This is a genomic window from Campylobacter sp. BCW_4323 (genome assembly GCF_001763115.1).
Lineage (GTDB): Bacteria > Campylobacterota > Campylobacteria > Campylobacterales > Campylobacteraceae > Campylobacter_D > Campylobacter_D jejuni.
The window spans coordinates 158039-184417 of record NZ_MJYC01000066.1 but is presented as its reverse complement, the minus strand read 5'-3'; the positions used below and the strand labels follow the sequence as shown (position 1 = coordinate 184417).

The 26379-nt window shown below is 30.0% G+C and carries 26 protein-coding genes; 21 read left to right on the top strand and 5 right to left on the bottom strand.

Going from position 1 to position 26379, the window contains the following annotated elements:
* Positions 1-57: 57 nt before the first annotated feature.
* The 18 genes from galE (at position 58) to pssA (ending at position 19465) form a co-directional block, all read left to right on the top strand.
* Positions 58-1044 (top strand): UDP-glucose 4-epimerase GalE, encoded by a 987-nt coding sequence (galE, locus tag AJN60_RS07420; RefSeq protein WP_070286195.1) that lies wholly within the window; start codon positions 58-60, stop codon positions 1042-1044.
* Entirely contained in the window at positions 1038-2732 is a 1695-nt protein-coding gene (gene pglK, locus AJN60_RS07415) for a BC-type lipopolysaccharide transporter PglK (RefSeq protein WP_070286194.1), read from the top strand. The genes galE and pglK overlap by 7 nt, the downstream gene beginning before the upstream one ends.
* Positions 2729-3808 carry a GalNAc-alpha-(1->4)-GalNAc-alpha-(1->3)-diNAcBac-PP-undecaprenol alpha-1,4-N-acetyl-D-galactosaminyltransferase gene (gene pglH / locus AJN60_RS07410; RefSeq protein WP_079861567.1) on the top strand — a complete coding sequence of 360 codons (1080 nt, stop codon included), beginning with the start codon at positions 2729-2731 and terminating at the stop codon, positions 3806-3808. Before pglK ends, pglH begins: the two co-directional genes overlap by 4 nt.
* Complete coding sequence (pglI, locus tag AJN60_RS07405) at positions 3801-4730, top strand: GalNAc(5)-diNAcBac-PP-undecaprenol beta-1,3-glucosyltransferase (protein WP_044779131.1); 930 nt, start codon at positions 3801-3803, stop codon at positions 4728-4730. Before pglH ends, pglI begins: the two co-directional genes overlap by 8 nt.
* Positions 4718-5815, top strand: a complete 1098-nt coding sequence (gene pglJ, locus AJN60_RS07400) for an N-acetylgalactosamine-N,N'-diacetylbacillosaminyl-diphospho-undecaprenol 4-alpha-N-acetylgalactosaminyltransferase (protein ID WP_002866140.1) — start codon at positions 4718-4720, stop codon at positions 5813-5815. Before pglI ends, pglJ begins: the two co-directional genes overlap by 13 nt.
* A 3-nt stretch (positions 5816-5818) precedes the next feature.
* The gene (gene pglB, locus AJN60_RS07395) at positions 5819-7960 is read left to right on the top strand and encodes an undecaprenyl-diphosphooligosaccharide--protein glycotransferase (protein ID WP_070286192.1); all 2142 of its coding nucleotides are present in this window, start codon (positions 5819-5821) and stop codon (positions 7958-7960) included.
* 9 nt (positions 7961-7969) lie between these two features.
* Entirely contained in the window at positions 7970-9100 is a 1131-nt protein-coding gene (pglA, locus tag AJN60_RS07390) for a N,N'-diacetylbacillosaminyl-diphospho-undecaprenol alpha-1,3-N-acetylgalactosaminyltransferase (protein ID WP_070233030.1), read from the top strand.
* Positions 9093-9695, top strand: a complete 603-nt coding sequence (gene pglC / locus AJN60_RS07385; protein ID WP_070233031.1) for an undecaprenyl phosphate N,N'-diacetylbacillosamine 1-phosphate transferase — start codon at positions 9093-9095, stop codon at positions 9693-9695. The genes pglA and pglC overlap by 8 nt, the downstream gene beginning before the upstream one ends.
* Positions 9682-10269, top strand: a complete 588-nt coding sequence (gene pglD, locus AJN60_RS07380) for a UDP-N-acetylbacillosamine N-acetyltransferase (protein WP_032599162.1) — start codon at positions 9682-9684, stop codon at positions 10267-10269. Before pglC ends, pglD begins: the two co-directional genes overlap by 14 nt.
* On the top strand, positions 10253-10879 hold the full coding sequence (locus AJN60_RS07375; protein WP_223209410.1) for a hypothetical protein: 627 nt from the start codon (positions 10253-10255) through the stop codon (positions 10877-10879). Before pglD ends, AJN60_RS07375 begins: the two co-directional genes overlap by 17 nt.
* Positions 10880-10972: 93 nt before the next feature.
* Positions 10973-12133 carry a UDP-N-acetylbacillosamine transaminase gene (gene pglE / locus AJN60_RS07370; RefSeq protein ID WP_070286191.1) on the top strand — a complete coding sequence of 387 codons (1161 nt, stop codon included), beginning with the start codon at positions 10973-10975 and terminating at the stop codon, positions 12131-12133.
* A 1-nt stretch (position 12134) separates the two neighbouring features.
* Entirely contained in the window at positions 12135-13907 is a 1773-nt protein-coding gene (gene pglF, locus AJN60_RS07365; RefSeq protein ID WP_070286190.1) for a UDP-N-acetylglucosamine 4,6-dehydratase (configuration-retaining), read from the top strand.
* Positions 13907-14800 carry a PDC sensor domain-containing protein gene (locus tag AJN60_RS07360; protein WP_002861835.1) on the top strand — a complete coding sequence of 298 codons (894 nt, stop codon included), beginning with the start codon at positions 13907-13909 and terminating at the stop codon, positions 14798-14800. Before pglF ends, AJN60_RS07360 begins: the two co-directional genes overlap by 1 nt.
* 112 nt (positions 14801-14912) lie before the next feature.
* Positions 14913-15305 (top strand): chemotaxis response regulator CheY, encoded by a 393-nt coding sequence (locus tag AJN60_RS07355; protein ID WP_032603349.1) that lies wholly within the window; start codon positions 14913-14915, stop codon positions 15303-15305.
* Between the two features lie 22 nt (positions 15306-15327).
* Positions 15328-16176 carry a 50S ribosomal protein L11 methyltransferase gene (locus AJN60_RS07350; RefSeq protein ID WP_002861833.1) on the top strand — a complete coding sequence of 283 codons (849 nt, stop codon included), beginning with the start codon at positions 15328-15330 and terminating at the stop codon, positions 16174-16176.
* The gene (ftsH, locus tag AJN60_RS07345) at positions 16176-18113 is read left to right on the top strand and encodes an ATP-dependent zinc metalloprotease FtsH (protein ID WP_052949300.1); all 1938 of its coding nucleotides are present in this window, start codon (positions 16176-16178) and stop codon (positions 18111-18113) included. The genes AJN60_RS07350 and ftsH overlap by 1 nt, the downstream gene beginning before the upstream one ends.
* Positions 18110-18727: a phosphatidylserine decarboxylase gene (locus tag AJN60_RS07340; RefSeq protein ID WP_070286189.1), complete on the top strand. Its 618-nt coding sequence runs from the start codon at positions 18110-18112 to the stop codon at positions 18725-18727. Before ftsH ends, AJN60_RS07340 begins: the two co-directional genes overlap by 4 nt.
* Positions 18728-18736: 9 nt before the next feature.
* Positions 18737-19465 (top strand): CDP-diacylglycerol--serine O-phosphatidyltransferase, encoded by a 729-nt coding sequence (gene pssA, locus AJN60_RS07335; RefSeq protein ID WP_002859122.1) that lies wholly within the window; start codon positions 18737-18739, stop codon positions 19463-19465.
* On the opposite strand, the gene AJN60_RS07330 is transcribed toward pssA, so the two are convergent.
* Positions 19456-20253: a ferritin-like domain-containing protein gene (locus tag AJN60_RS07330; protein WP_002870517.1), complete on the bottom strand. Its 798-nt coding sequence runs from the start codon at positions 20251-20253 to the stop codon at positions 19456-19458. The two genes, pssA and AJN60_RS07330, sit on opposite strands and share 10 nt — an antisense overlap.
* An 89-nt stretch (positions 20254-20342) precedes the next feature.
* Here AJN60_RS07330 and AJN60_RS07325 point away from each other — a divergent pair, with 89 nt between their 5' ends.
* From AJN60_RS07325 to cetZ, 3 genes are all read left to right on the top strand, one after another.
* Complete coding sequence (locus tag AJN60_RS07325; RefSeq protein WP_002861829.1) at positions 20343-20702, top strand: methionine-R-sulfoxide reductase; 360 nt, start codon at positions 20343-20345, stop codon at positions 20700-20702.
* Between the two features lie 14 nt (positions 20703-20716).
* Positions 20717-21343 (top strand): MarC family protein, encoded by a 627-nt coding sequence (locus tag AJN60_RS07320; protein WP_079264238.1) that lies wholly within the window; start codon positions 20717-20719, stop codon positions 21341-21343.
* 80 nt (positions 21344-21423) lie between these two features.
* The gene (gene cetZ / locus AJN60_RS07315) at positions 21424-22713 is read left to right on the top strand and encodes an energy taxis response protein CetZ (protein ID WP_002861827.1); all 1290 of its coding nucleotides are present in this window, start codon (positions 21424-21426) and stop codon (positions 22711-22713) included.
* A 22-nt stretch (positions 22714-22735) separates the two neighbouring features.
* Here cetZ and aat read toward each other — a convergent pair whose 3' ends face one another.
* From aat to AJN60_RS07295, 4 genes are read right to left on the bottom strand one after another with little or no spacing between them, the layout of a single operon-like run.
* Entirely contained in the window at positions 22736-23383 is a 648-nt protein-coding gene (gene aat / locus AJN60_RS07310) for a leucyl/phenylalanyl-tRNA--protein transferase (RefSeq protein ID WP_002826100.1), read from the bottom strand.
* The gene (locus AJN60_RS07305) at positions 23358-25487 is read right to left on the bottom strand and encodes an AAA family ATPase (protein WP_070286188.1); all 2130 of its coding nucleotides are present in this window, start codon (positions 25485-25487) and stop codon (positions 23358-23360) included. The genes aat and AJN60_RS07305 overlap by 26 nt, the downstream gene beginning before the upstream one ends.
* Positions 25484-25774, bottom strand: coding sequence for an ATP-dependent Clp protease adaptor ClpS (locus AJN60_RS07300; protein WP_002856038.1), 291 nt, complete (start codon positions 25772-25774; stop codon positions 25484-25486). The genes AJN60_RS07305 and AJN60_RS07300 overlap by 4 nt, the downstream gene beginning before the upstream one ends.
* On the bottom strand, positions 25774-26376 hold the full coding sequence (locus AJN60_RS07295; RefSeq protein ID WP_002853867.1) for a TlpA disulfide reductase family protein: 603 nt from the start codon (positions 26374-26376) through the stop codon (positions 25774-25776). The genes AJN60_RS07300 and AJN60_RS07295 overlap by 1 nt, the downstream gene beginning before the upstream one ends.
* Between the last annotated feature and the right edge of the window lie 3 nt (positions 26377-26379).

The window sequence follows — 26379 nt, the reverse complement described above, 5'->3', positions numbered from 1 at the left end:
GTATTTAAGAAAATATATTAAAATTTATTTTTGACATTTTTAAAAAAAGGAATGATGATGAAAATTCTTATTAGCGGTGGCGCAGGTTATATTGGTTCTCATACTTTAAGACAATTTTTAAAAACAGATCATGAAATTTGTGTTTTAGATAATCTTTCTAAGGGCTCTAAAATCGCAATAGAAGATTTGCAAAAAATAAGAGCTTTTAAATTTTTTGAACAAGATTTAAGTGATTTTCAAGGTGTAAAAGCATTGTTTGAGAGAGAAAAATTTGACGCTATTGTGCATTTTGCAGCAAGCATTGAAGTTTTTGAAAGTATGCAAAACCCTTTAAAATATTATATGAACAACACTGTTAATACGACAAATCTCATCGAAACTTGTTTGCAAACTGGAGTGAATAAATTTATATTTTCTTCAACGGCAGCCACTTATGGCGAACCACAAACTCCTGTTGTGAGCGAAACAAGCCCTTTAGTGCCTATTAATCCTTATGGTCGTAGTAAGCTTATGAGCGAAGAAGTTTTGCGTGATGCAAGTATGGCAAATCCTGAATTTAAGCATTGTATTTTAAGATATTTTAATGTTGCAGGTGCTTGCATGGATTATACTTTAGGACAACGCTATCCAAAAGCGACTTTGCTTATAAAAGTTGCAGCTGAATGTGCCGCAGGAAAACGTGAAAAACTTTTCATATTTGGCGATGATTATGATACAAAAGATGGTACTTGCATAAGAGATTTTATCCATGTAGATGATATTTCAAGCGCGCATTTAGCAGCTTTGGATTATTTACAAGAGAATGAAAGCAATGTTTTTAATGTAGGTTATGGACATGGTTTTAGTGTAAAAGAAGTGATTGGAGCGATGAAAAAAGTTAGTGGAGTGGATTTTAAAGTAGAACTTGCCCCACGCCGTGCGGGCGATCCTAGTGTGTTGATTTCTGATGCAAGTAAAATCAGAAATCTTACTTCTTGGCAGCCTAAATACGATGATTTAGAGCTTATTTGTAAATCTGCTTTTGATTGGGAAAAACAGTGTTAAAAAAACTTTTTTTTATTTTAAGCAAGGAAGATAAAAATTTTTTATTTTTCTTGCTTGTTTTTTCAGTATTTGTTTCTTTTATGGAAACTTTTGCAATTTCTTTAGTAATGCCTTTTATCACTTTGGCTAGTGATTTTTCTTATTTTGATCGTAATAAATATTTAATCAGCCTAAAAGAATATCTTAATATCCCTGTTTTTGAAATCATTGTTTATTTTGGAGTGGGGCTTATTGTTTTTTATGTGTTTAGAGCTTTGTTAAATGCGTATTATTTTCATCTTTTGGCAAGATTTTCTAAAGGGCGTTATCACGCGATTGCTTATAAGGTTTTTTCTAAATTTTTAAATATTAATTATGAAAAATTTACTCAAAAAAATCAATCTGAAATTTTAAAGTCCATTACAGGGGAAGTTTATAATCTAAGCACTATGATTTCATCATTTTTACTTTTGATGAGTGAAATTTTTGTAGTGCTTTTGCTTTATGCTTTAATGCTTTTGATTAATTATAAAATCACTTTATTTTTAAGTATTTTTATGGTATTAAATGCCTTTATTTTAGTGAAAATTTTAAGTCCTATCATTAAAAAAGCAGGACTAAAACGTGAAGAAGCGATGAAAAATTTCTTTGAAATTTTAAATACAAATTTAAATAATTTCAAATTTATCAAGCTTAAAACCAAAGAAGATGGAGTATTAAGCCTTTTTAAAGCACAAAGTGAAGCTTTTTCTAAAGCGAATATTATCAATGAAAGCGTAGCTGCGGTGCCTAGAATTTATCTTGAAGGAATAGGTTTTTGCGTACTTGTTTTTATCGTGGTATTTTTGGTTTTGAAAAATGAAAGTGATATTTCAGGTATTTTATCCACGATTTCTATTTTTGTTTTAGCGCTTTATCGCTTAATGCCAAGCGCAAATCGTATTATCACAAGTTATCATGATTTGCTTTATTATCATTCTTCTTTGGATATTATTTATCAAAATTTAAGACAAGAAGAAGAAAATTTGGGCGAGGAAAAATTAAGCTTTAATCAAGAGCTTAAAATTTGCAATCTTAGCTTTGGTTATGAGGGAAAAAAATATTTATTTAAAAATCTTAACTTAAACATTAAAAAAGGCGAAAAAATCGCTTTTATAGGGGAGAGTGGTTGCGGAAAAAGTACCTTAGTAGATCTTATCATAGGACTTTTAAAACCAAAAGAAGGGCAAATTTTAATTGATAAGCAAGAGTTAAATGCAAGTAATGCAAAAAATTATCGCCAAAAAATAGGCTATATCCCACAAAATATCTATCTTTTTAATGACAGCATAGCTAAAAACATCACTTTTACAGATGCGGTTGATGAAGAAAAACTTAACAGGGTTATCAAGCAAGCAAATTTAGAGCATTTTATAAAAAATTTACCTCAAGGAGTGCAAACAAAAGTAGGTGATGGGGGGAGTAATTTAAGCGGGGGACAAAAACAACGCATAGCTATAGCAAGAGCTTTATATCTAGAGCCTGAAATTTTAGTGCTTGATGAAGCAACTTCTGCGCTTGATACTCAAAGTGAAGCAAAAATCATGGATGAAATTTATAAAATTTCTAAAGATAAAACCATGATTATTATCGCACATCGCCTTTCTACGATAACGCAATGTGATAAGGTTTATCGTTTAGAACACGGTAAGCTTAAAGAGGAGAAATGATGAAAATAAGCTTTATTATCGCAACTTTAAATTCAGGAGGCGCTGAGCGTGTTTTGGTAACTTTAGCTAATGCACTTTGTAAAGAGCATGAAGTAAGTATTATTAAATTTCACGCAGGAGAATCTTTTTATAAGCTTGAAAATGAAGTTAAAGTTACAAGTTTGGAACAATTTATATTTGACACACTTTATCATAAAATCGCAAGTCGTTTTAAGAAATTTTTTGCCTTAAGAAAGGCTTTAAAAGAAAGCAAGGCTGATGTTTTTATTTCTTTTTTGGATACGACTAATATTGCTTGTATTATTGCGAAAATAGGGCTTAAAACTCCACTCATTATAAGTGAGCATAGTAATGAAGCGTATTTAAAACCTAAAACTTGGCGTTTTTTAAGAAGAGTAAGTTATCCTTTTTGTGATGCTTTAAGTGTGCTTGGAAGCAGTGATAAGGTGTATTATGAAAGATTTGTAAAAAGGGTTAAGCTTTTATTAAACCCTTGCCATTTTAGCGAAGAAATTCCTTTTGATTCTAGTTTTGAAAAAGAAAATGTAGTTCTTTTTATAGGGCGTTTAGATCACAACAAAAACCCTGCAATGTTTTTAAAAGCTATAGCGCATTTGGATAAAAATTTGCAAGAAAATTATAAATTTGTTATAGCAGGAGATGGAGAGTTAAGGCAAGAACTTGAATATAAGGTAAAATCTTTAGGAATAAAAGTTGATTTTTTAGGACGCGTTGAAAATGTCAAGGCTCTTTATGAAAAAGCAAAAGCACTTTGCCTTTGTTCTTTTGTAGAGGGTTTGCCAACGGTTTTAATTGAAAGTTTGTATTTTGAGATTTGTAGAATTTCAAGTTCTTATTATAATGGTGCTAAGGATTTAATCAAAGATAATCATGATGGACTTTTGGTAGGTTGTGATGATGAAATAGCACTTGCTAAAAAACTCGAACTTGTTTTAAATGATGAAAATTTTAGAAAAGAACTTGTAAATAATGCCAAACAAAGGTGTAAAGATTTTGAAATTTCTCATATCAAAGAAGAATGGCTTAAGCTTATAGTCGAGGTTAAAAATGCCTAAACTTTCTGTTATAGTACCAACTTTTAATCGTCAAGTTTTGTTAGAAAAGGCTATTAAAAGCATACAAAATCAAGATTTTAAAGATTTAGAAATTATTGTAAGTGATGATAATTCTAGCGATGATACTAAAAGTGTGGTGCAAAATTTACAAAAAGATGATGATCGCATTAAGTATTTTTTAAATCAAAATTACAAACAAGGTCCAAATGGCAATAAAAACAATGGCTTAGATCAAGCAGGTGGCGAGTTTGTAACTTTTTTAGATGATGATGATGAGCTTTTATCCGAGGCTTTAAGTACCTTGATGCAAAAAGCAAATGAGGGTTATGCTCATGTTTTTGGAAATTGTTTGATAGAAAAAGAAGGAAATTTAAGCAAGGAATTTAGCGGCAAGGGCTTGGAAAAAGATAGTGAAATTTCTAAAAAAGATTTTTTAATGGCTAAATTTAGCGGAGAGTTTTTTTCTGTTTTTAAAAAATCTCTACTTGAAAACAAGCGTTTTAATGAAGAATTTTATGGCAATGAAGCCACGCTTTGGGTAAATTTATACAAGGAAAAAAGTTTTTATATCCATAAGGCTTTTAGGATTTATAGGATTTTTAGGCAAGATAGCGTGACTTTAGGTGCGAGTAAAAATGCTTATAGGGTGTATTTGGGATATTTAGAGCTTGCTAAAATTTTAGAAAATGAACTTAGAATGAGTAAGGATAAAGATTATAAAAAAACTTGTGCGAGTTATTATAAAATGGCAGCTTATTATGCAAAACTGGCGAAAAATTATAAAGCTCTTTATAAATGTTTGTTTAAAAGCCTGAGTATAAAAATCAACGCTCCTGCTTTGATATTACTCATTTTAAGTATAATTCCAAATAATATGATTGAAAAATTATCAAAAATTCGGGTGGCTTTATGCAAAAATTAGGCATTTTTATTTATTCTTTAGGAAGTGGTGGTGCTGAAAGAGTTGTGGCGACTTTATTGCCTATTTTAAGTTTGAAATTTGAAGTGCATTTGATCTTGATGAATGATAAAATTTCTTATGAAATTCCAGAGTGTCAAATTCATTTTTTAGAATGTTCAAAACCTAGTGAAAATCCTATTTTGAAATTTTTAAAACTACCTTTTTTGGCTTTAAAATATAAAAAACTTTGCAGAAATTTAGGCATTGATACAGAATTTGTTTTTTTAAATCGACCTAATTATATAGCCTTAATGGCAAGAATGTTTGGAAACAAAACTCGCCTTGTGATCAATGAATGCACTACGCCAAGTGTGATGTATGCGAAAAATAATTTTAATTCTTTGGCAAATAAATTTTTAATTTCTTTGCTTTACCCAAAAGCTGATTTAATCTTGCCTAATTCTAAGGGAAATTTAGAAGATTTAGTGCAAAATTTTAGTATAAATCCAAAAAAATGTGAAATTTTATACAATGCCATCGATTTAGAAAATATAGAGCAAAAAGCTCTTGAAGATGTAGCTTTAAAAGATAAATTTATTTTAAGTGTAGGCAGGCTTGATAAAGGTAAAAATCATGCTTTATTAATTCGTGCTTATGCAAGATTGAAAACAGATTTAAAGCTTGTGATTTTAGGTGAAGGTGTGCTTAAAGATGAGCTTTTAGCTTTGATTAAAGAGTTAAATTTAGAAGAAAAGGTTTTGCTTTTAGGATTTGATAATAATCCTTATAAATACATGGCTAAATGCGAATTTTTTGCTTTTGCTTCTGTGTTTGAAGGTTTTTCAAATGTTTTAATTGAAAGCTTAGCTTGTTCTTGTGCGGTGGTTTGCACTGATCATAAAAGTGGTGCAAGAGAGCTTTTTGGCGATGATGAATTTGGACTTTTAGTAGAAGTAGATAATGAAAACTCCATGTTTCAGGGTTTAAAGACTATGCTTGAAGATGATAAATTAAGAAAAGCGTATAAAAATAAGGCTAAAACTAGGGCTAAGGCCTTTGATAAAGTAAAAATTGCACGCGATGCTTTGAAATATTTATTAGGATAGAAGATGTTGAAAAAAGAGTATTTAAGAAACCCTTATTTAGTTTTGTTTGTGATGATTATATTAGCTTATGTTTTTAGTGTATTTTGCAGGTTTTATTGGGTTTGGTGGGCAAGTGAGTTTAATGAGTATTTTTTCAATAATCAATTAATGATCATTTCAAACGATGGCTATGCCTTTGCTGAGGGCGCAAGAGATATGATAGCAGGTTTTCATCAGCCTAATGATTTGAGTTATTATGGATCTTCTCTATCTACGCTTACTTATTGGCTTTATAAAGTCACACCTTTTTCTTTTGAAAGTATCATTTTATATATGAGTACTTTTTTATCTTCTTTGGTGGTGATTCCTATTATTTTGCTAGCTAATGAATACAAACGTCCTTTAATGGGCTTTGTAGCTGCTCTTTTAGCAAGTATAGCAAACAGTTATTATAATCGCACTATGAGTGGGTATTATGATACGGATATGCTGGTAATTGTTTTACCTATGTTTATTTTATTTTTTATGGTAAGAATGATTTTAAAAAAAGACTTTTTTTCATTGATTGCCTTGCCGTTATTTATAGGAATTTATCTTTGGTGGTATCCTTCAAGTTATACTTTAAATGTAGCTTTAATTGGACTTTTTTTAATTTATACACTTATTTTTCATAGAAAAGAAAAGATTTTTTATATAGCTGTGATTTTGTCTTCTCTTACTCTTTCAAATATAGCATGGTTTTATCAAAGTGCCATTATAGTAATACTTTTTGCTTTATTCGCCTTAGAGCAAAAACGCTTAAATTTTATGATTATAGGAATTTTAGGTAGTGCAACTTTGATATTTTTGATTTTAAGCGGTGGGGTTGATCCCATACTTTATCAGCTTAAATTTTATATTTTTAGAAGTGATGAAAGTGCGAATTTAACACAGGGCTTTATGTATTTTAATGTCAATCAAACCATACAAGAAGTTGAAAATGTAGATCTTAGCGAATTTATGCGAAGAATTAGTGGTAGTGAAATTGTTTTCTTGTTTTCTTTGTTTGGTTTTGTATGGCTTTTGAGAAAACATAAAAGTATGATTATGGCTTTACCTATATTGGTGCTTGGGTTTTTAGCCTTAAAAGGGGGGCTTAGATTTACCATTTATTCTGTACCTGTAATGGCCTTAGGATTTGGTTTTTTATTGAGCGAGTTTAAGGCTATATTGGTTAAAAAATATAGCCAATTAACTTCAAATGTTTGTATTGTTTTTGCAACTATTTTGACTTTAGCTCCAGTATTTATCCATATTTACAACTATAAAGCACCAACAGTTTTTTCTCAAAATGAAGCATCATTATTAAATCAATTAAAGAATATAGCAAATAGAGAAGATTATGTGGTAACTTGGTGGGATTATGGTTATCCTGTGCGTTATTATAGCGATGTGAAAACTTTAGTAGATGGTGGAAAGCATTTAGGTAAGGATAATTTTTTCCCTTCTTTTGCTTTAAGCAAAGATGAACAAGCTGCAGCTAATATGGCAAGACTTAGTGTAGAATATACAGAAAAAAGCTTTTATGCTCCGCAAAATGATATTTTAAAAACAGACATTTTACAAGCCATGATGAAAGATTATAATCAAAGCAATGTGGATTTGTTTCTAGCTTCATTATCAAAACCTGATTTTAAAATCGATACGCCAAAAACTCGTGATATTTATCTTTATATGCCTGCTAGAATGTCTTTGATTTTTTCTACGGTGGCTAGTTTTTCTTTTATTAATTTAGATACAGGGGTTTTGGATAAACCTTTTACCTTTAGCACAGCTTATCCACTTGATGTTAAAAATGGAGAAATTTATCTTAGCAACGGAGTGGTTTTAAGCGATGATTTTAGAAGTTTTAAAATAGGTGATAATGTGGTTTCTGTAAATAGTATCGTAGAGATTAATTCTATTAAACAAGGTGAATACAAAATCACTCCAATCGATGATAAGGCTCAGTTTTATATTTTTTATTTAAAGGATAGTGCTATTCCTTACGCACAATTTATTTTAATGGATAAAACCATGTTTAATAGTGCTTATGTGCAAATGTTTTTTTTAGGAAATTATGATAAGAATTTATTTGACTTGGTGATTAATTCTAGAGATGCTAAGGTTTTTAAACTTAAAATTTAAGGGTTGAAAATGAGAATAGGATTTTTATCACATGCAGGAGCAAGTATTTATCATTTTAGAATGCCTATTATAAAAGCATTAAAAGATAGAAAAGATGAAGTTTTTGTTATAGTGCCACAAGATGAATACACGCAAAAACTTAGAGATCTTGGCTTAAAAGTAATTGTTTATGAGCTTTCAAGAGCTAGCTTAAATCCTTTTGTGGTTTTAAAGAATTTTTTTTATCTTGCTAAGGTTTTGAAAAATTTAAATCTTGATCTTATTCAAAGTGCGGCACATAAAAGCAATACCTTTGGAATTTTAGCGGCAAAATGGGCAAAAATTCCTTATCGTTTTGCCTTAGTAGAAGGCTTGGGTTCTTTTTATATAGATCAAGGTTTTAAGGCAAATTTAGTGCGTTTTGTTATTAATAATCTTTATAAATTAAGTTTTAAATTTGCACACCAATTTATTTTTGTCAATGAAAGTAATGCTGAGTTTATGCGGAATTTAGGACTTAAGGAAAATAAAATTTGTGTGATAAAATCTGTAGGGATCAATTTAAAAAAATTTTTTCCTATTTATGTAGAATCGGAAAAAAAAGAGCTTTTTTGGAAAAATTTAAACATAGATAAAAAACCCATTGTGCTTATGATAGCAAGAGCTTTATGGCATAAAGGTGTAAAAGAATTTTATGAAAGTGCTGCTATGCTAAAAGACAAAGCAAATTTTGTTTTAGTTGGTGGAAGAGATGAAAATCCTTCTTGTGCAAGTTTGGAGTTTTTAAACTTGGGTGTGGTGCATTATTTGGGTGCTAGAAGTGATATAGTCGAGCTTTTGCAAAATTGTGATATTTTTGTTTTACCAAGCTATAAAGAAGGCTTTCCTGTAAGTGTTTTGGAGGCAAAAGCTTGTGGTAAGGCTATAGTGGTAAGTGACTGCGAAGGTTGTGTGGAGGCTATTTCTAATGCTTATGATGGACTTTGGGCAAAAACAAAAGATGCCAAGGATTTAAGCGAAAAAATTTCACTTTTATTAGAAGATGAAAAATTAAGAATAAATTTAGCTAAAAATGCCGCCCAAGATGTTTTGCAATACGATGAAAATAATATCGCACAGCGTTATTTAAAACTTTATGATAGGGTAATTAAGAATGTATGAAAAAGTTTTTAAAAGAATTTTTGATTTTATTTTAGCTTTAGTGCTTTTAGTACTTTTTTCTCCGGTGATTTTAATCACTGCTTTACTTTTAAAAATCACTCAAGGAAGTGTAATTTTTACCCAAAATCGCCCTGGGTTAGATGAAAAAATTTTTAAAATTTATAAATTTAAAACCATGAGTGATGAAAGAGATGAAAAGGGTGAGTTATTGAGCGATGAATTGCGTTTGAAAGCTTTTGGAAAAATTGTTAGAAGCTTAAGTTTGGATGAGCTTTTGCAACTTTTTAATGTTTTAAAAGGGGATATGAGTTTTGTGGGACCTAGGCCTCTTTTGGTTGAGTATTTACCCCTTTATAATGAAGAGCAAAAATTGCGTCATAAAGTGCGTCCAGGTATAACAGGATGGGCGCAGGTAAATGGAAGAAATGCTATTTCTTGGCAGAAAAAATTCGAACTTGATGTGTATTATGTGAAAAATATTTCTTTTTTACTTGATTTAAAAATCATATTTTTAACAGCCTTAAAGGTTTTAAAACGAAGTGGGGTAAGCAAAGAAGGCCATGTTACAACAGAGAAATTTAATGGCAAGAACTGAAAAAATTTATATTTATGGTGCTAGTGGTCATGGGCTTGTTTGTGAAGATGTGGCTAAAAATATGGGTTATAAAGAATGTATTTTTTTAGATGATTTTAAAGGAATGAAATTTGAAAGCACCTTACCTAAATATGATTTTTTTATAGCCATAGGAAACAATGAAATTCGAAAAAAGATTTATCAAAAAATTTTAGAAAATGGCTTTAAAATCGTTAATCTTATTCATAAAAGCGCGCTTATAAGTTCTAGTGCAAGTGTGGAAGAAAATGCAGGAATTTTAATCATGCCTTATGTAGTAGTTAATGCTAAAGCCAAAATAGAAAAAGGCGTGATTTTAAATACTTCAAGCGTGATTGAACATGAATGCGTGATAGGGGAATTTTCTCATGTGAGTGTGGGGGCTAAATGTGCGGGCAATGTAAAAATCGGTAAAAATTGTTTTTTAGGGATTAATTCTTGTGTTTTGCCTAATTTAAGCTTAGCAGATGGTAGTATTTTAGGTGGTGGAGCAACTTTGGTTAAAAGTCAAGATGAAAAAGGTGTTTTTATAGGAATACCTGCAAAAAGGATGTAAATTGCATTTTAATAACAATCTTGTTGTTCACTATATAGTAAATCCTTCGCCTTTGGGGTGGATTGTCATTAATTTACTAACCATATGTCTAATATGCTACATATTTCCTTTGAAAAATTCTTTAAAACACAAAAAACTTTTTAGTCTTAAAGCAAATGTAAATTCTAAAAATAGTAGGATTGTAAAATATACAGGTATTGCTGCTTTTTTGGGTGGATTAATAGGAATTTGGTATAATTTTGAAGGTTTTTATCAACTTCTTTTTTTCTTTGAATTAGAAAATGAAAATTTAAAAACACTTTGGAGTTTGCAAGTATCAGTTTCTTCTGTGATAACAGGTATGTTATTATTGTTGATGTACGTTATAAATTTAGCAATAGTTTGTGAAAATGGAATTTATATAGTTAGTAAATTTAATCTTTTTTATATGTATTTTATAAAACGAGAAGATTTGGAAATTGTTAAAATAGAAAAAATGAAATTTTTAAATCAAGTTGAAGTTTGTTTTGTTATCAAAACAAAAAATAAAATACTCCTTAAATGCTTTGAAAGTATTTATAAAAAAGAAGACTTAGAAAAGCTTAAAAATTGGTATGAAAACAAGCTTTGACTATAAAAAGAATTTAAATATTTGAATCTTGGTAATTTTTTTTAGATAAAATATATAAGGATAAAAAATTCTGCTTTATATAAAGGATAAAAAATGAGATTTTTTCTTTCTCCTCCGCATATGGGTGGTAATGAATTAAAATACATAGAAGAAGTTTTCAAAAGCAATTATATAGCACCTTTGGGTGAATTTGTAAATCGCTTTGAGCAAAGTGTAAAAGATTATAGCAAAAGTGAAAATGCCTTAGCTTTAAATTCAGCTACAGCGGCTTTGCATTTAGCTTTAAGGGTGGCAGGGGTAAAACAAGATGATATCGTTTTAGCTTCTTCTTTTACTTTTATCGCTTCAGTGGCGCCTATTTGTTATCTTAAAGCAAAGCCTGTATTTATAGATTGTGATGAAACTTATAATATTGATGTAGATTTGTTAAAACTTGCTATTAAAGAATGTGAAAAAAAACCAAAAGCATTGATTTTAACTCATCTTTATGGCAATGCTGCAAAAATGGATGAGATTGTTAAAATTTGCAAAGAAAATGAAATTGTTTTAATCGAAGATGCTGCCGAAGCTTTAGGAAGTTTTTATAAGAATAAAGCTTTAGGAACTTTTGGAGAATTTGGAGCTTATTCTTATAATGGCAATAAAATCATCACCACTTCAGGTGGAGGTATGCTTATAGGAAAAAATAAAGAAAAGATTGAAAAAGCAAGATTTTATAGCACTCAAGCAAGGGAAAATTGTTTGCATTATGAACATTTAGATTATGGTTATAATTACCGTTTAAGCAATGTTTTAGGAGCTATTGGCGTAGCACAAATAGAGGTTTTAGAACAAAGAGTGCTTAAAAAAAGAGAAATTTATGAGTGGTATAAAGAATTTTTAGGAGAGCATTTTAGCTTTTTAGATGAATTAGAAAATTCAAGAAGCAATCGCTGGTTAAGTACAGCTTTGATTGATTTTGATAAAAATGAACTTAATGCTTGTCAAAAAGATATAAATATCAGTCAAAAAAATATCGCTTTGCATCCAAAAATTTCAAAACTCATAGAAGATTTGAAAAATGAACAAATAGAAACAAGACCATTATGGAAAGCTATGCACACTCAAGAAGTATTTAAAGGAGCTAAGGCTTATCTTAATGGCAATAGTGAGCTATTTTTCCAAAAAGGAATTTGTTTGCCAAGTGGCACGGCGATGAGTAAAGATGATGTTTATCAAATTTCAAAACTGATCTTAAAGAGCATAAAGGCTTAAAATGATTTTTTATAAAAGCAAAAGATTAGCATTTTTTTTAACTTCAGATATTGTTTTAATTTTACTTAGCGTTTATCTGGCTTTTTCTTTGAGATTTAGTGGAGATATTCCGAGTATTTTTTATCATGGTATGATGATTTCTGCTATTATTTTGCTTGTTTTAAAACTTTTATTTTTGTTTGTTTTTAGAATTTATAAAGTAGCTTGGAGATTTTTTTCTCTCAATGAAGCAAGAAAAATTTTTATTGCTTTGCTTTTAGCTGAGTTTTGTTTTTTTCTTATTTTTTATTTTTTTAGTGATTTTTTTAATCCTTTTCCAAGAAGTGCTATTGTGATAGATTTTGTTCTTTCATATATGTTTATAGGTACTTTAAGAATTAGCAAAAGAATGCTTGTGGATTTTAAACCTTCTAAAATGAAAGAAGAAGAAACTCCTTGTATTGTAGTAGGGGCAACTTCTAAGGCTTTGCATTTGTTAAAAGGCGCAAAAGAAGGTTCTTTAGGGCTTTTTCCTGTGGGTGTAGTTGATGCGAGGAAAGAGCTTATAGGGACTTATTGTGATAAATTTATTGTAGAAGAAAAAGAAAAAATAAAATCTTATGCAGAACAAGGGGTAAAAACTGCCATTATTGCTTTAAGACTTGAACAAGAAGAACTTAAAAAACTTTTTGAAGAACTTGTAGTTTATGGTATTTGCGATGTAAAAATATTTTCTTTTACAAGAAATGAAGCAAGAGATATCAGTATAGAAGACTTGCTTGCTAGAAAACCAAAAGATTTAGACGATAGTGCTGTGGCGGCTTTTTTAAAAGACAAGGTAGTTTTGGTAAGTGGAGCAGGTGGAACTATAGGCAGTGAACTTTGTAAGCAATGTATTAAATTTGGCGCTAAGCATCTTATCATGGTTGATCATAGTGAGTATAATCTTTATAAAATCAATGATGATTTAAATTTATATAAAGAAAAAATTACTCCTATTTTGTTAAGTATTTTAGATAAGCAAAGTTTAGATGAGGTATTAAAAACTTATAAACCTGAGCTTATTTTACATGCAGCCGCTTATAAACATGTGCCTCTTTGCGAACAAAATCCACATTCAGCAGTAATTAATAATATTTTAGGAACTAAAATTTTATGCGATAGTGCTAAAGAAAATAAAGTAGCTAAATTTGTGATGATAAGTACAGATAAAGCAGTACGACCAACAAATATTATGGGTTGCACTAAGAGAGTTTGCGAGCTTTATACTTTAAGTATGAGTGATGAAAATTTTGAAGTTGCTTGTGTGCGTTTTGGTAATGTTTTAGGTTCTAGTGGTAGTGTGATACCGAAATTTAAAGCACAAATTGCCAATAATGAGCCTTTAACTTTAACACACCCTGATATAGTGCGTTATTTTATGCTTGTGGCTGAGGCAGTGCAACTTGTTTTACAAGCTGGAGCTATTGCAAAAGGGGGAGAACTTTTTGTTTTGGATATGGGTAAGCCTGTAAAAATCATAGATTTAGCTAAAAAAATGCTTTTACTTTCTAATCGTAATGATTTAGAAATTAAAATCACAGGCTTAAGAAAAGGCGAGAAGCTTTATGAAGAGCTTTTGATTGATGAAAATGATGCTAAAACGCAATATGAGAGTATTTTTGTAGCAAAGAATGAAAAGGTTGATCTTGATTGGCTTAATAAAGAGATAGACAATTTACAAATATGTGAAGATATTTCAGAAGCTTTATTAAAGATTGTGCCTGAATTTAAACACAATAAAGAAGGTGTATAATGTATATAAAAGATATACAAAGATTTGAAGATAATCGCTATCGCGCTAGAGCTTATATGAGTTATATTTTAACAAGAAATTTACCTAATAAACTTCCTGATATTCACCTTGAAACGATTAAAACAGCTTTAGATAAAATAGCTCATGAAGTTGTTGTTTTTGATGCTTTGTATATTTTAGATATTTCAGGCATGCAAATAGAAAATGCGATTTCCTTAAATAAGGCTCATGAAATAGGGCAGGGTGAGGATAGAAGTACTCGTTCTTATTTTTATAGAGCTGTAAAATTAAGACGATGCGTTTTAAGCGATCCTTATCCTTCGGTTTTAAACAACGAACTTTGCGTGACAGCTTCTATGCCAATTTACGATGATAAAAATAACTTGCTTTTTGTTGTTTGTATCGATATCAAGCTTGAAGATATTTTAAGGATTATTCAAGCAGGAAAATTTGAGTTTGTTTTTACTCAATTTAGTCGTTTGGTATATTTTTGTTTCGCACTGGTTTTATTTGTGATTACTTGCTTTTTATTTCAAAAAGGTTTTTTTAGTCTTTTTGATAATCAAGCTATAGGTATAGAACATATGTTTGAAAGTACTATTGCTATAACTTTAGCTTTAGCTATTTTCGATTTGGCAAAAACTTTGATCGAACAAGAAGTATTAGGAAAAACAAAAAAAGAAGAAGGCGGAATTCAAAAAACTATGGTGAGATTTTTAGGTTCTATTATCATTGCTTTGGCTATAGAAGCTTTGATGTTGGTATTTAAACTTGCTATTGGTGATTTTTCTCAGATGATTTATGCGATTTATCTTATCGGTGGAGTGAGCTTGCTTCTTTTAGGTTTAAGTGTGTATTTATTTACGGTTAAGTATAAAAATAATAATATTTGAGTAAAATTTTAAATAAAAGATGATATAATGCTATTTTTTAAAATTTTTTAGCTTGATTAATAAGGCTAAAAAGGGTAAAATAAAACTATAAAAACTTTGAAAGGACGAAATTGTGAAATTGTTAGTTGTTGATGACAGTTCTACTATGAGAAGGATTATTAAAAATACCCTAACAAGACTTGGACACGATGATGTTTTAGAAGCTGAGCATGGCGTTGAAGCTTGGGATTTATTAACTAAAAATGAAGATGTAAAAGTTTTAATTACAGATTGGAATATGCCAGAAATGAATGGCTTGGAGTTGGTAAAAAAAGTAAGAGCAGAGAAAAAATATGAAGATATGCCTATTATCATGGTTACAACTGAGGGCGGAAAAGCTGAAGTGATTACTGCTTTAAAAGCTGGCGTAAATAACTATATTGTAAAACCTTTTACTCCACAAGTTTTAAAAGAAAAGCTTGAAGATGTTTTAGGAATAGGAAGTGGAGAAGGTGCAGCTGAGTAAAGGCTGATTTTTAAAATTCTAAATGCAAAAAAAATATTACGAATTGTTCTTTATCGTAGAAGAGCAGTATAAAAATTTATTTCTTGATTTTGCTTTTGATTTGGGTATAGAAGCTATAGAAGAGAAAGATAATGGTGTTTATATTAGATCCCATGAGAGTTTAGAAGAGCTTTCATGGGCACTTGAAATATTTGCTCAAAAACTTACAACTACTTTCAATTTAAACCATAAAATTATTTCTAATTTAAGTCTTGTAGAGAAAGAAAACAAGGACTGGATACAAGAATATAAAAACGGCATAAAACCTATTTTAGTGGATAATGTTTATATCCATACCACTTGGCAAGAAGAAAAAAAGAATTATATAAATATAAAGATTAATCCAGCCTTAGCCTTTGGCTCAGGACATCATGAAAGCACATATTCTTGTGTAAAATTTTTACAAAAATTTTCTAAAAGTAAATTAAGAGCCTTAGATCTTGGTTGCGGTAGTGGAATTTTAGGTATTATCATGGCAAAGTTTGGCTGTAATGTCGAAATTTGTGATACTGATGAGTTGGCTATCGATAGTTCTTTGGAAAATGCAAGATTAAATGATGTCGATTTTCATAAGACTTGGTGTGGATCTATAGATAAAGCAAATGGTTTATATAACCTAATTGTTGCAAATATCATTGCAGATGTGATTTTAATTTTAGAAAAAGATATTAAAAACCATTTAGAAGATAATGCTATACTTATTTTGTCGGGAATTTTAGATAAATATTCAACAAGAATTAAAGAAAAATTTCAAGATTTAGAACTCATTGATGAAATGCAAATCAATGAGTGGTGTAGTTTTGTATATAAAAATAATAAAAAGGATAAATAATGAATAATAATACCCCAAATAATAAGGGTAATCCGCAGGGTAATAATTTTTTTAACAAAAATCCCATTTTTATTTTTGCGATTTTTGCAATTGTAATGATAATTATTTTTAAGGGATTTTTTGATGGCAATGGTTCTTTTGGTGGGGCATTGAATGGTAATGAAGTAAATAAAAATGTCCCTTATTCTGAGTTAAAAAAGCTTATTGAAAGTGGACAAATCAATCAAGTTAGTATAGGACAAACAACAATCAAAGCAATTTCAAGCTCTCACAATACTGTTTATACAGCAAAAAAAGTTAACGATCCTGAGCTTGTGAGTTTACTAGATAGTAAAAATATCGCTTATGGTGCGTATTCTGAAACAAATTGGTTTACGGATATACTTTTTTCATGGGTTTTGCCAGTATTTATTTTCTTTGGTATTTGGATGTTTTTGGCAAGTCGTATGCAAAAAAATATGGGAAGTTCTATATTGGGTATAGGAAGTTCTAAGAAGCTTGTAAATTCAGAAAAACCTAAAGTAAAATTTAGCGATGTAGCTGGTGTTGAAGAAGCCAAAGAAGAAGTAAAAGAAATTGTAGATTTTTTAAAGTATCCTGAAAGATATATTAAATTGGGAGCGAAAATTCCAAAAGGGCTTTTGCTTGTTGGGCCTCCAGGTACAGGAAAAACCTTGCTTGCAAAAGCAGTTGCAGGTGAAGCCGATGTGCCGTTTTTTAGTGTTTCAGGCTCGTCTTTTATAGAAATGTTTGTGGGTGTAGGTGCTTCTCGTGTGAGAGATTTGTTTGAAAATGCAAAAAAAGAAGCTCCTGCTATTGTTTTTATAGATGAAATAGATGCTATTGGTAAAAGTCGTGCAGCAAGTGGCATGATGGGTGGAAACGATGAAAGAGAACAAACTTTAAATCAGCTTTTAGCTGAAATGGATGGTTTTGGGACAGAAAGTTCCCCAGTCATTGTTTTAGCAGCAACAAATCGCCCAGAAGTTTTAGATGCAGCACTTTTAAGACCAGGAAGGTTTGATAGACAAGTTTTGGTTGATAAACCTGATTTTAAAGGTAGGTGTGATATTTTAAAAGTGCACATGAAAGATGTAAAAATCTCTCCAAAAGTTAAGGTAGAAGACATAGCACGCTTAACCGCAGGGCTTGCAGGAGCTGATCTTGCAAATATTATTAATGAAGCGGCACTTTTAGCGGGTAGGGATTCTAAAAAATATGTAGAACAAAATGATTTAGTTGAAGCTGTTGAAAGAGCTATAGCAGGACTTGAGAAGAAATCACGTCGTATTAATGAAAAAGAAAAGAAAATTGTTACTTACCATGAATGTGGTCATGCTTTAATCGCTGAAACTACCAAAGGTGCAAAACGTGTAAGTAAGGTTTCTGTGATTCCGCGTGGTCTTGCGGCTTTAGGTTATACTTTAAATACTCCTGAGGAAAATAAATTTTTAATGCAAAAACATGAACTTATCGCTGAAGTAGATGTACTTTTGGGTGGTCGTGCAGCTGAAGAAGTGTTTATAGGTGAAATTTCAACGGGTGCAAGTAATGATTTAGAAAGAGCAACCGATATCATAAAAGCTATGATTTCTATGTATGGTATGAGTGAAATTGCAGGACTTATGGTGCTTGAAAAACAAAGAAATACTTTCTTAAGTGGTGGACAAACCATAAAAGATTATTCTGAAAAGATGGCAGAATCTTTAGATGATTATGTAAAGAAAACCTTAGATGAACGCTATAAAGATGTTAAAGATACTTTAAATACTTATAAAGGAGCGATTGAGACTATGGTAGCAGCCCTTTATGAAGAAGAGACTATTGAAGGCGCTAAAGTGCGTGAGATTATCAAAGAGTTTGAGGAACAAAATAGTCTACCAACTCGTTTGCAAGAGCTCGAAGAAGTTAAAATTGAAGTTAAAGTAGAAGAATGAAAGATTTTATTGCAAAAGATGGATATTTAAGTCTTATTATTTTAAGCTTGATTTTTATTTTTGTGTGGATTTTTTATTCTTTTTCCATCCTACTATTAGCATTAATTGTAATTTGTATTTTTCTTTTTAGAGCACCCAAAAGAGAACTTGTTTGTAGTGATGAAAAAGCTATTTTTGCACCTATAGATGGCAGGGTTGCTAAAATAGAAAATATTCATCATAAAGATTTAGGTGAATGTGTTGAAATTACTATTAAAAATGCTCTTTATGATGCTGGGAATTTTAATACACCTTTTGCAATGTCTATAATAGATATTCGTTTACGACATGGGCTTTTTTTGTGCAGTGAATTAAAATCTGCAAAAATGATGAATGAAAGAGCTTTTATTTTGGCAAAAGTTAAAGAGAATAAAACAATAGCCTTGCGAATTTATGCAGGTTCTTTTGATAGAAAATTAAAGCTTGATAATATTTCTCATGATTTAAAAGCAGGAGATAGAATGGGTTTTTTAATTAATGGCTCTATAAGTTTACTTTTACCAAAAGATACTAGAATTCATATAGGCTTAAATGATGAAATTAAAGCAGGTTCATTGTTAGGCTATTTTGCGTAAGGAAAAATAATGAATAACAGACCGCAATTAATTTATATTTTACCCAATCTTTTTACAGCTGCTTCAGCTTTTTTAGGGGTTATTTCTATTATAGCTTCAATACATGGAAATTATTATACAGCTTTGATTTATATTATTTTATCTTTGATTTGCGATGGGCTTGATGGCCGTGTTGCAAGACTTACAAATTCTACTTCAAAATTTGGAGTAGAATTTGATTCTTTAGCCGATCTAGTAGCTTTTGGAGTTGCTCCAGCGGTTCTTTTTTATATGGCTATAGGTTATGATTTTGGAAAACTTGGATCTTTGATTACGGCTTTTTTTGTGGTTTTTGGAGCCATTCGTTTGGCGAGATTTAATGTTACCACGGGTACTTATGAACCTTCTGTTTTTATAGGTCTTCCTATACCTACTGCAGCAGTTGTGAGTGCTATATGGACTTATGCGTTTATCAGTTATGATTTTTTAAAGCCTTATGGTGTAGTTTTTTTGGTGCTTCAAGCAATTTTAGGGCTTTTAATGGTAAGTAATATACGCTATCCCAGCTTTAAAAAGCTTGATTTTAATCGTTCTAGCGTTTTAAAAGTTTTGATTATTTTAATTATAATATTTTCATTTTTATATCTTTACCCCCTTGAAAGTTTAGTAATTTTAGCAAGCTTGTATGTGCTTTATGGAATTATTCGGGTTTTATATACCATTATTGTTTCAAAATTTAAGATAAGAAATCAAGAGTAAAATTTTTCAATGACTTCGCATTCTTCTTGAGTAAAACCAGCTTTGATTCTTGCCTGAATGTTAAGTTTTTTTCCTGCAAGAGAGAATTGTTTAAATGTTTTGCAAAGTTCGATAAAATCATACTTGTTTTGATTTGAAAATTTCCACCAAGTATCTCCTTTTTTAACGTGTTTTATTTCATCATTAAGTATAATTTCAAGATATTCCATTAAAAGATTTTTAATGGAGTGATTGGAGCTTTCAAGTTTTTGAACAACAAAGGGGTTGGCATCAAGCCCTTTAGCTTCTAAACCTCTATGAACTACTCCCATTCTAAAGCTTAAAGAGTCTTTTGTAGCTTCTAGAGCAGATTCTAAATTATCATGCACTGGAAAATCTCCATATTTGTAACCAAGTTCTTCAAGTACTGAATTTAAAAGTTTGAAATGTTTAATTTCCTCATCTGCTACCTCCAGCCAATCGTAATAAAATTGCAAAGGTAGATTTTTAAAGCGATAACTAGCATCTAAAGCTAGGTTAATTGCATTAAATTCTATATGAGCGACCGAATGAATTATTTTAGCAAGCGCATGAGTTGAATTGACAAATTTAGGTCTTCTTATACGCGTAGGATGAAGTAAGGTAATTTGTTGTGATGTATTTTTTTTGAAAATGCTTTGATTCTCGTGATTAAAAATAAATTTGTGGCTTTTAAAGTCTTCATAAAAATTTTGAAAAGAGTGAAATTTTATATTTGTATTTTTTTCATATAAAATATTTTGAAGCTCTTGAAAAAATTCTTTTTGCATTTAAAACTTTCTTGAAAATTATAAAAATTTATCATTTAAAATTGAAATTTTAATTATATAATATAAAAATTATTTTACAAGGGTAGATCATGAAAGAATTAAATGAAGAAGAAAAAAAAGTAATTTTAAATAAAGGAACAGAAGCTCCTTTTAGTGGGAAATATAATGATTTTTATGAAAAAGGAATTTATCAATGCAAGCAATGTGGAGCTTCGCTTTATAAATCCGAAGATAAATTTAAATCAGGTTGTGGATGGCCTAGCTTTGATGATGAAATAAGAGGGGCTATTAAAAGAATTCCTGATAAAGATGGGATTAGAACCGAGATTGTGTGTGCAAACTGCAATGGACATTTAGGTCATGTTTTTGAAGGAGAAGGGTTTTCTGCTAAAAATGTAAGACATTGTGTAAATTCTATTTCTTTGGAATTTGTAAAAACTAAGGATTGATAGTGTTTTCTAGTATGGGTTCTGAGCTTTATTTGATATTTTTTGCTGCAATTACTTTACTTGCCATCTTAAATCCTTTTGGTAATTTAACTCAATTTTTGGCTATGAGTGATGGATTACCTATAATGCTTCGGAAAAAACTTTTTAGAACTATTGTCTATACAGCTTTTACTATAGTTTTGGTATTTTTATTATCAGGACCTTTATTTATGAACTATATTTTTAGAGTTTCATTAGATGATTTAAGGGTTTCTGGTGGTTTGGTTCTTATTGTAATGGCTATTAAAAATTTACTTTTTTCAACAAAAATTGTAACTAAGGATTTTAGTTCTTATCAGGATATGGATGATAAGGAAATTTTAAGACAGAGTTTAATACCTATGGCATTTCCTATGCTTGTTGGACCTGGAACTTTAGCTAGTATTGTCGTTATAGCCGAAGATGGTGGGCTTGATGTTGCTCTTGGCGGAGTAACGATAGCTTTTGTTTTTATGTTTATACTTTTTCATTTTGCAGCTACTATAGAAAAAATAGTTGGAAAATTGATTTTACATGTTTTTTCTCGCATAGCACAAGTGTTTATTGCTGCTATGGGATTTAAGATGATTATTGTAGGTTTAAAGGATATATTTAACTTATAAATTAATATAATTTTAAGTAAATAATACTATATAAATATGATATAATTTTAAAATAATTTATTATTAAAAAGGTGAGTTTTATGTTTGGTGCTAAGAAAAATAATACTGAAATAATTGAACAACTTGAAAAAAAGTGCAATGGTTTAGGAGATATTTTAAGATCTATTGGGAATACCATGGCGGTAATTGAATTTACCACCGATGGCGTTATTTTAGAGGCAAATCAAAATTTTTTAACAACTATGAAATACTCCCTTTCAGAGATCAAGGGCAAGCATCATAGTATGTTTTGTTTGCCTGAAGTTGTTAATTCTTCAGCATATAGTGATTTTTGGAAAGATTTAAGAGATGGAAAAGCTAGAAGTGGTCTTTTTAGACGTATAGCTAAGGGAGGGATAGATGTTTATTTAGAAGCAAATTATCTTCCAATTAGTGATAATAATGGTCATGTTTATAAAATTATTAAATTTGCCAATGATATAACTCAAAGACATTATGAAATGCTTGATCTTAGAAATACTATTGCTGCTGCTAATCGTTCTATGGCTATTATTGAATTTAAACCTGATGGGACTATTATTACGGCTAATGAAAATTTTTTAAGAACTATGGATTTTAATATTGATGAGATTAAAGGAAAGCATCATAGTATGTTCTGTGATTCTAATTATAGACACTCTAAGGACTATGTTCAATTTTGGGAAGATTTAAGAGAGGGCAAATTTCAATCAGGTAAATATATAAGATACGGAAGAAATAATAAAAAAGTATACCTTGAAGCAAGTTATAATCCGGTTAAAAATGATGATGGGAAAATTTACAAGGTTATTAAATTTGCTACAGATATAAGCGAACAAGTTAAAAAAGATCAAGAAAAACTTCGCCTCATAAGCGAACTTGCAGAAAAAAATGATAATCTTACTCAAGATGGAGATCGTGTAATTGAAAACACTGTTTCAAATGTTCAGAATATTGCTGATATGATGTCTCAAAGTTCAAATCTTGTTTCTTCATTAAATCAACAATCAGATGAAATTAAATCTATTATTCAGACTATTAGTGATATTGCTGATCAGACTAATCTGCTTGCTTTAAATGCTGCTATTGAGGCAGCGCGTGCTGGTGAACATGGTAGAGGTTTTGCTGTTGTTGCTGATGAAGTAAGAAATTTAGCCGAAAGAACAGGGCATTCAGTTAATGAAATTACCACTACGATTAATTCTATTCGTAATGTTACATCACAAGTGGTTGAGAGTATTAAAAGCGGTTTAGAGGATGTTAATCAGAGTGTTGAACTTGCAAAAGAAGCAAGAGAATGTATGGAGAAAATTCGTGAAAGCTCTGCTGAAGTTGCTAAAGCAATGTCATAAGCGTGATTTTCACGCTTATTTTTTAAGTAATTAAATCTTTAAAATTTTTAAAACCACTTTCTTGATTGCATTTTTCTTTTAAAATATTTAAAAATTCTTTCCTAGAAATATTATGAGCACCCATAAATTCTAAATGTTGGTTATAAACTTGACAATCTATGATAAAATCATAAGGTTTTAATAAATCACAAAGTTTAATCATGGCAACTTTAGATGCATTTTTTTTAATGCTTACCATACTTTCACCAAAGAAAACCTTGCCTAAAATTAAACCATAAATTCCACCTATAAGTTCATTATTTTCATAAAGTTCAAGGCTATGCGCATAGCCTTGGGTAAATAACTTATAATAAGTGGTAATAAATTCATCATCTATCCAGCTTTGAGAGCGTGTATCGCGACATAATGTAATTAATTTTAAAAAATCATAATCAAGTTTAATTTGATAGAGATTAATAAATTTTTTCATATTTTTTTGGATGTGAATTTGATTTGGAATTAAAATGCATCTAGGATCTGGACACCACCAAGTTACAGGTTTACTTGTCCATGGGAATAGACCAAAAGTATAAGCTTTTACAATAAAATCAGCTTCTAAATTTTGACTTAAAAATACAGGAGCATTTTTAGGTGCATTGAGTAATTTAGAATATAAATTCGAGCTTTCCATTTTTACCAAGTTTGATTTTAGCTATACCGCCTTTTTTAAGCTTTCCGAATAAAATTTCATCACTGATTTTTTCTCCTATCTCCTCAGAAATTATGCGTTTTAAAAGCCTTACTCCAAATTCTTTATTATAGGCTTTTTTAGCTAAATAAATTTTAGCTTTATCATCCGCTGATAATTTTATATTATTTAAATTTTTAGAAATTTCATCAAGTTCTTTTTCGATAATTTTAACAAGTATAGCATCGTTTAAATCATTAAAATGTAAAATTTTATCAATGCGATTAATAAATTCTGGAGCAAAAAAGTCTTTGATAGCACGATTACTTTTTTCTTCATTTTTACTTAAAAAACCAAGCTCATTGCTTTCTTTAAGTCCTAGATTGGATGTCATAATAATGATTGTATTTTTAAAATCTACTTTAAGACCGCTATTGTCGGTGAGTTCAGCATTGTCAAAAATCTGTAAAAAGGTATTACTTAAATCAGGATGAGCCTTTTCTATTTCGTCAAAAAGAACAAGACTGAAAGGATTTTTGCGGATAGCATTGCTTAAAAGTCCACCCTCTTCAAAACCTATATATCCAGCTGGAGATCCTATTAGTTTACTTATAGCATGTTTTTCTGCATATTCACTCATATCAAAGCGTTCTAAATTTAAACCTAAAAATTCAGCTAAAGCTTTGCAAAGTTCTGTTTTTCCAACTCCACTTGATCCAGTAAACAAAAACACTCCGCGTGGTGTATTGGAATTTTTAAATCCTGCGAAACTTTGCTTAAGTGATGAAACAAGGCTATCTATAACTTCATCTTGGCCAAAAATTTTTGCTTTTAAATTTGCTTTTAAATTCATTAAAGCTTTATTTTGATCGAATTCAAACATTTTGTGATGGTGGGTCATTTTTGCTAAAACATTTTCTAAATCTTTTAAATTGGCATTTTTTTTAGCTTTTGGATTTAAAGCAAAAGAAGCACCAAGTTCATCGACCAGATCTATAGCACAATCAGGTAAAAATTTATCATTAAAAAATTTTTTACCCCAAATTACAGCATATTGAAGAATTTCATCGTTTAATTTTATATGATGAAATTCTTCATATTTGTTTTTTAATCCTTTCAGAATTTGCAAGCTTTCTTCTTGGCTTGGTTCATCTACATTTATTTTAGCAAAACGGCGACTTAGGGGTTTATTTTTATCAAAAGTATTTTTATATTCCATAAAAGTTGTTGCACCTATGCATTTTAAAGTTCCATTACTTAGAGCTGGTTTTAAAAGATTGGAAAAATCAGTATGAGATTCTCCTGTGCTTCCAGCTCCTACTATAGTGTGAATTTCATCAATAAATAAAATAGCATTGGGTATTTTCTCAAGTTCATTTAAAATTTCTTTAATTCTTTTCTCAAAATCTCCACGGTATTTTGTTCCCGCAAGTATACTAGCCATATCAAGACTAAAAATTTTTGCATTTTGTAAGTTTTTAGGCACCTTTTTTTCCGCAATAGCCAATGCTAATCCTTCTACAATGGCCGTTTTGCCAACTCCTGCTTCTCCTACTAAAATAGGATTATTTTTCTTGCGACGTGAAAGAATTTGCATCATTCTTTCAAGTTCAAATTTTCTTCCTATTAAAGGATCAATCTTGCCATTTTGAGCTAAAAGTGTTAAATCACTTGTGTGGTTGCTTAAATTTTGTATATTTTCATGATTTTGAAGTTCTTGAATTTTGTTAAGATTTATGTTGTGTTTTTTTAAGAGATAGCTAGAATAACTTCTTGAATCGTGTATGAGCTTTTCTAAAAAATCTATAATTTTAATTTCATTATTTTTATTTTTAGATGAAAGTAAGATTTCATCTAAAACAACAGATATTGTAGGTTCTATTTCTTGTTTAATAACTTGATTGTTTTGAGAAATGTAATTTTTTAATTCAGTTTCTAGAAGTTCAAGATCTCCATCTGAAAATTCTTCAAATATATCCTTAAAATCAGTGCTTAGTTTTAGTAATGCAAACAGCACATGCTCACAGGTGACAAATTCATGGTGGTTTATTAAGCTTAGATTTTTGGCATTATCAAGATATTTTTGTAAATTTTCTTGGTATTTCATTCTTCTTCTACCTTTGCTTGTAGCGGAAAATTAGCAAGTTTAGCCGCATCTATAACTTTTTTTTGTTTTGAAAGAGCTATTTCTTGAGTGTAAATGCCACAAATTCCAGAACCATTGTGATGAATTTCTAACATTGTTTGACTTGCTTTTTCAAGGTTTTGATGAAAAATATTCATCAAAATTTCTATGACAAAATCCATGGTTGTTACATCATCATTTAAGAGTATAACTTTATACATTTTTGGTTCACTAAGTTTTGTCTGCTCTAGAGTCTGGGTTTTTGGCATTATTTTCCTTTGTAGATTTTATTTAAATCTTCTTGCATGAGTTCTGTTGGAATTTTGCCAAGATAAAAATTTGTTGGAGCATTATTATTCCAGTAATCGCTTATTTTTTGATAAATTCCATTTTTTAAAACAACTTTAAAAGGAAGTTGCTCCATATTTTGATAGTCTATATCTTTTAAAATTTGAGCAATAATACGATCATTAGAGCTGCCATTGCTTAGAAAATAGTAAGCACCATAATCATCCGCGAATTTTTTAACTGTTTCATCGCTAACATCTTCAAAATGTGTAAGTCCTATAATGATAAATTTGCTAGAATTATTTTTCCAAAGTTTGCTAAGATCTAAAGCTTCTTCTTTGCATGGGGTGCAAAAAGTACCAAAAAAATCAAACATTAGAACTTTTCCTTCCTCTCCTTCTACCACAAAACCTTTATCTGTTCTTATTAAAGTTTTGCTTCCACCATTTACACTATTTAATACTATTTTATCTCCTTTGTGATACTCTTCAAACATAAAATCATTTTGAATTTCTTCTTCTTTGGAGCAAGCATTAAGAAAAAATGCTAAACTTATTAAAAATAGGGTTAAAATTTTTTTCATTTA

Coding starts and splice junctions, on each gene's coding strand:
- pglE (WP_070286191.1), top strand. CDS start 10,973: ATGAGATTTTTTCTTTCTCCTCCGCATATGGGTGGTAATGAATTAAAA.
- pglA (WP_070233030.1), top strand. CDS start 7,970: ATGAGAATAGGATTTTTATCACATGCAGGAGCAAGTATTTATCATTTT.
- pglI (WP_044779131.1), top strand. CDS start 3,801: ATGCCTAAACTTTCTGTTATAGTACCAACTTTTAATCGTCAAGTTTTG.
- AJN60_RS07350 (WP_002861833.1), top strand. CDS start 15,328: ATGCAAAAAAAATATTACGAATTGTTCTTTATCGTAGAAGAGCAGTAT.
- pglF (WP_070286190.1), top strand. CDS start 12,135: ATGATTTTTTATAAAAGCAAAAGATTAGCATTTTTTTTAACTTCAGAT.
- pssA (WP_002859122.1), top strand. CDS start 18,737: ATGAATAACAGACCGCAATTAATTTATATTTTACCCAATCTTTTTACA.
- AJN60_RS07360 (WP_002861835.1), top strand. CDS start 13,907: ATGTATATAAAAGATATACAAAGATTTGAAGATAATCGCTATCGCGCT.
- AJN60_RS07325 (WP_002861829.1), top strand. CDS start 20,343: ATGAAAGAATTAAATGAAGAAGAAAAAAAAGTAATTTTAAATAAAGGA.
- ftsH (WP_052949300.1), top strand. CDS start 16,176: ATGAATAATAATACCCCAAATAATAAGGGTAATCCGCAGGGTAATAAT.
- AJN60_RS07330 (WP_002870517.1), bottom strand. CDS start 20,253: ATGCAAAAAGAATTTTTTCAAGAGCTTCAAAATATTTTATATGAAAAA.
- AJN60_RS07320 (WP_079264238.1), top strand. CDS start 20,717: ATGGGTTCTGAGCTTTATTTGATATTTTTTGCTGCAATTACTTTACTT.
- pglJ (WP_002866140.1), top strand. CDS start 4,718: ATGCAAAAATTAGGCATTTTTATTTATTCTTTAGGAAGTGGTGGTGCT.
- AJN60_RS07305 (WP_070286188.1), bottom strand. CDS start 25,487: ATGAAATACCAAGAAAATTTACAAAAATATCTTGATAATGCCAAAAAT.
- AJN60_RS07300 (WP_002856038.1), bottom strand. CDS start 25,774: ATGCCAAAAACCCAGACTCTAGAGCAGACAAAACTTAGTGAACCAAAA.
- pglD (WP_032599162.1), top strand. CDS start 9,682: ATGGCAAGAACTGAAAAAATTTATATTTATGGTGCTAGTGGTCATGGG.
- galE (WP_070286195.1), top strand. CDS start 58: ATGAAAATTCTTATTAGCGGTGGCGCAGGTTATATTGGTTCTCATACT.
- AJN60_RS07340 (WP_070286189.1), top strand. CDS start 18,110: ATGAAAGATTTTATTGCAAAAGATGGATATTTAAGTCTTATTATTTTA.
- AJN60_RS07295 (WP_002853867.1), bottom strand. CDS start 26,376: ATGAAAAAAATTTTAACCCTATTTTTAATAAGTTTAGCATTTTTTCTT.
- pglB (WP_070286192.1), top strand. CDS start 5,819: ATGTTGAAAAAAGAGTATTTAAGAAACCCTTATTTAGTTTTGTTTGTG.
- pglH (WP_079861567.1), top strand. CDS start 2,729: ATGATGAAAATAAGCTTTATTATCGCAACTTTAAATTCAGGAGGCGCT.
- aat (WP_002826100.1), bottom strand. CDS start 23,383: ATGGAAAGCTCGAATTTATATTCTAAATTACTCAATGCACCTAAAAAT.
- pglC (WP_070233031.1), top strand. CDS start 9,093: ATGTATGAAAAAGTTTTTAAAAGAATTTTTGATTTTATTTTAGCTTTA.
- cetZ (WP_002861827.1), top strand. CDS start 21,424: ATGTTTGGTGCTAAGAAAAATAATACTGAAATAATTGAACAACTTGAA.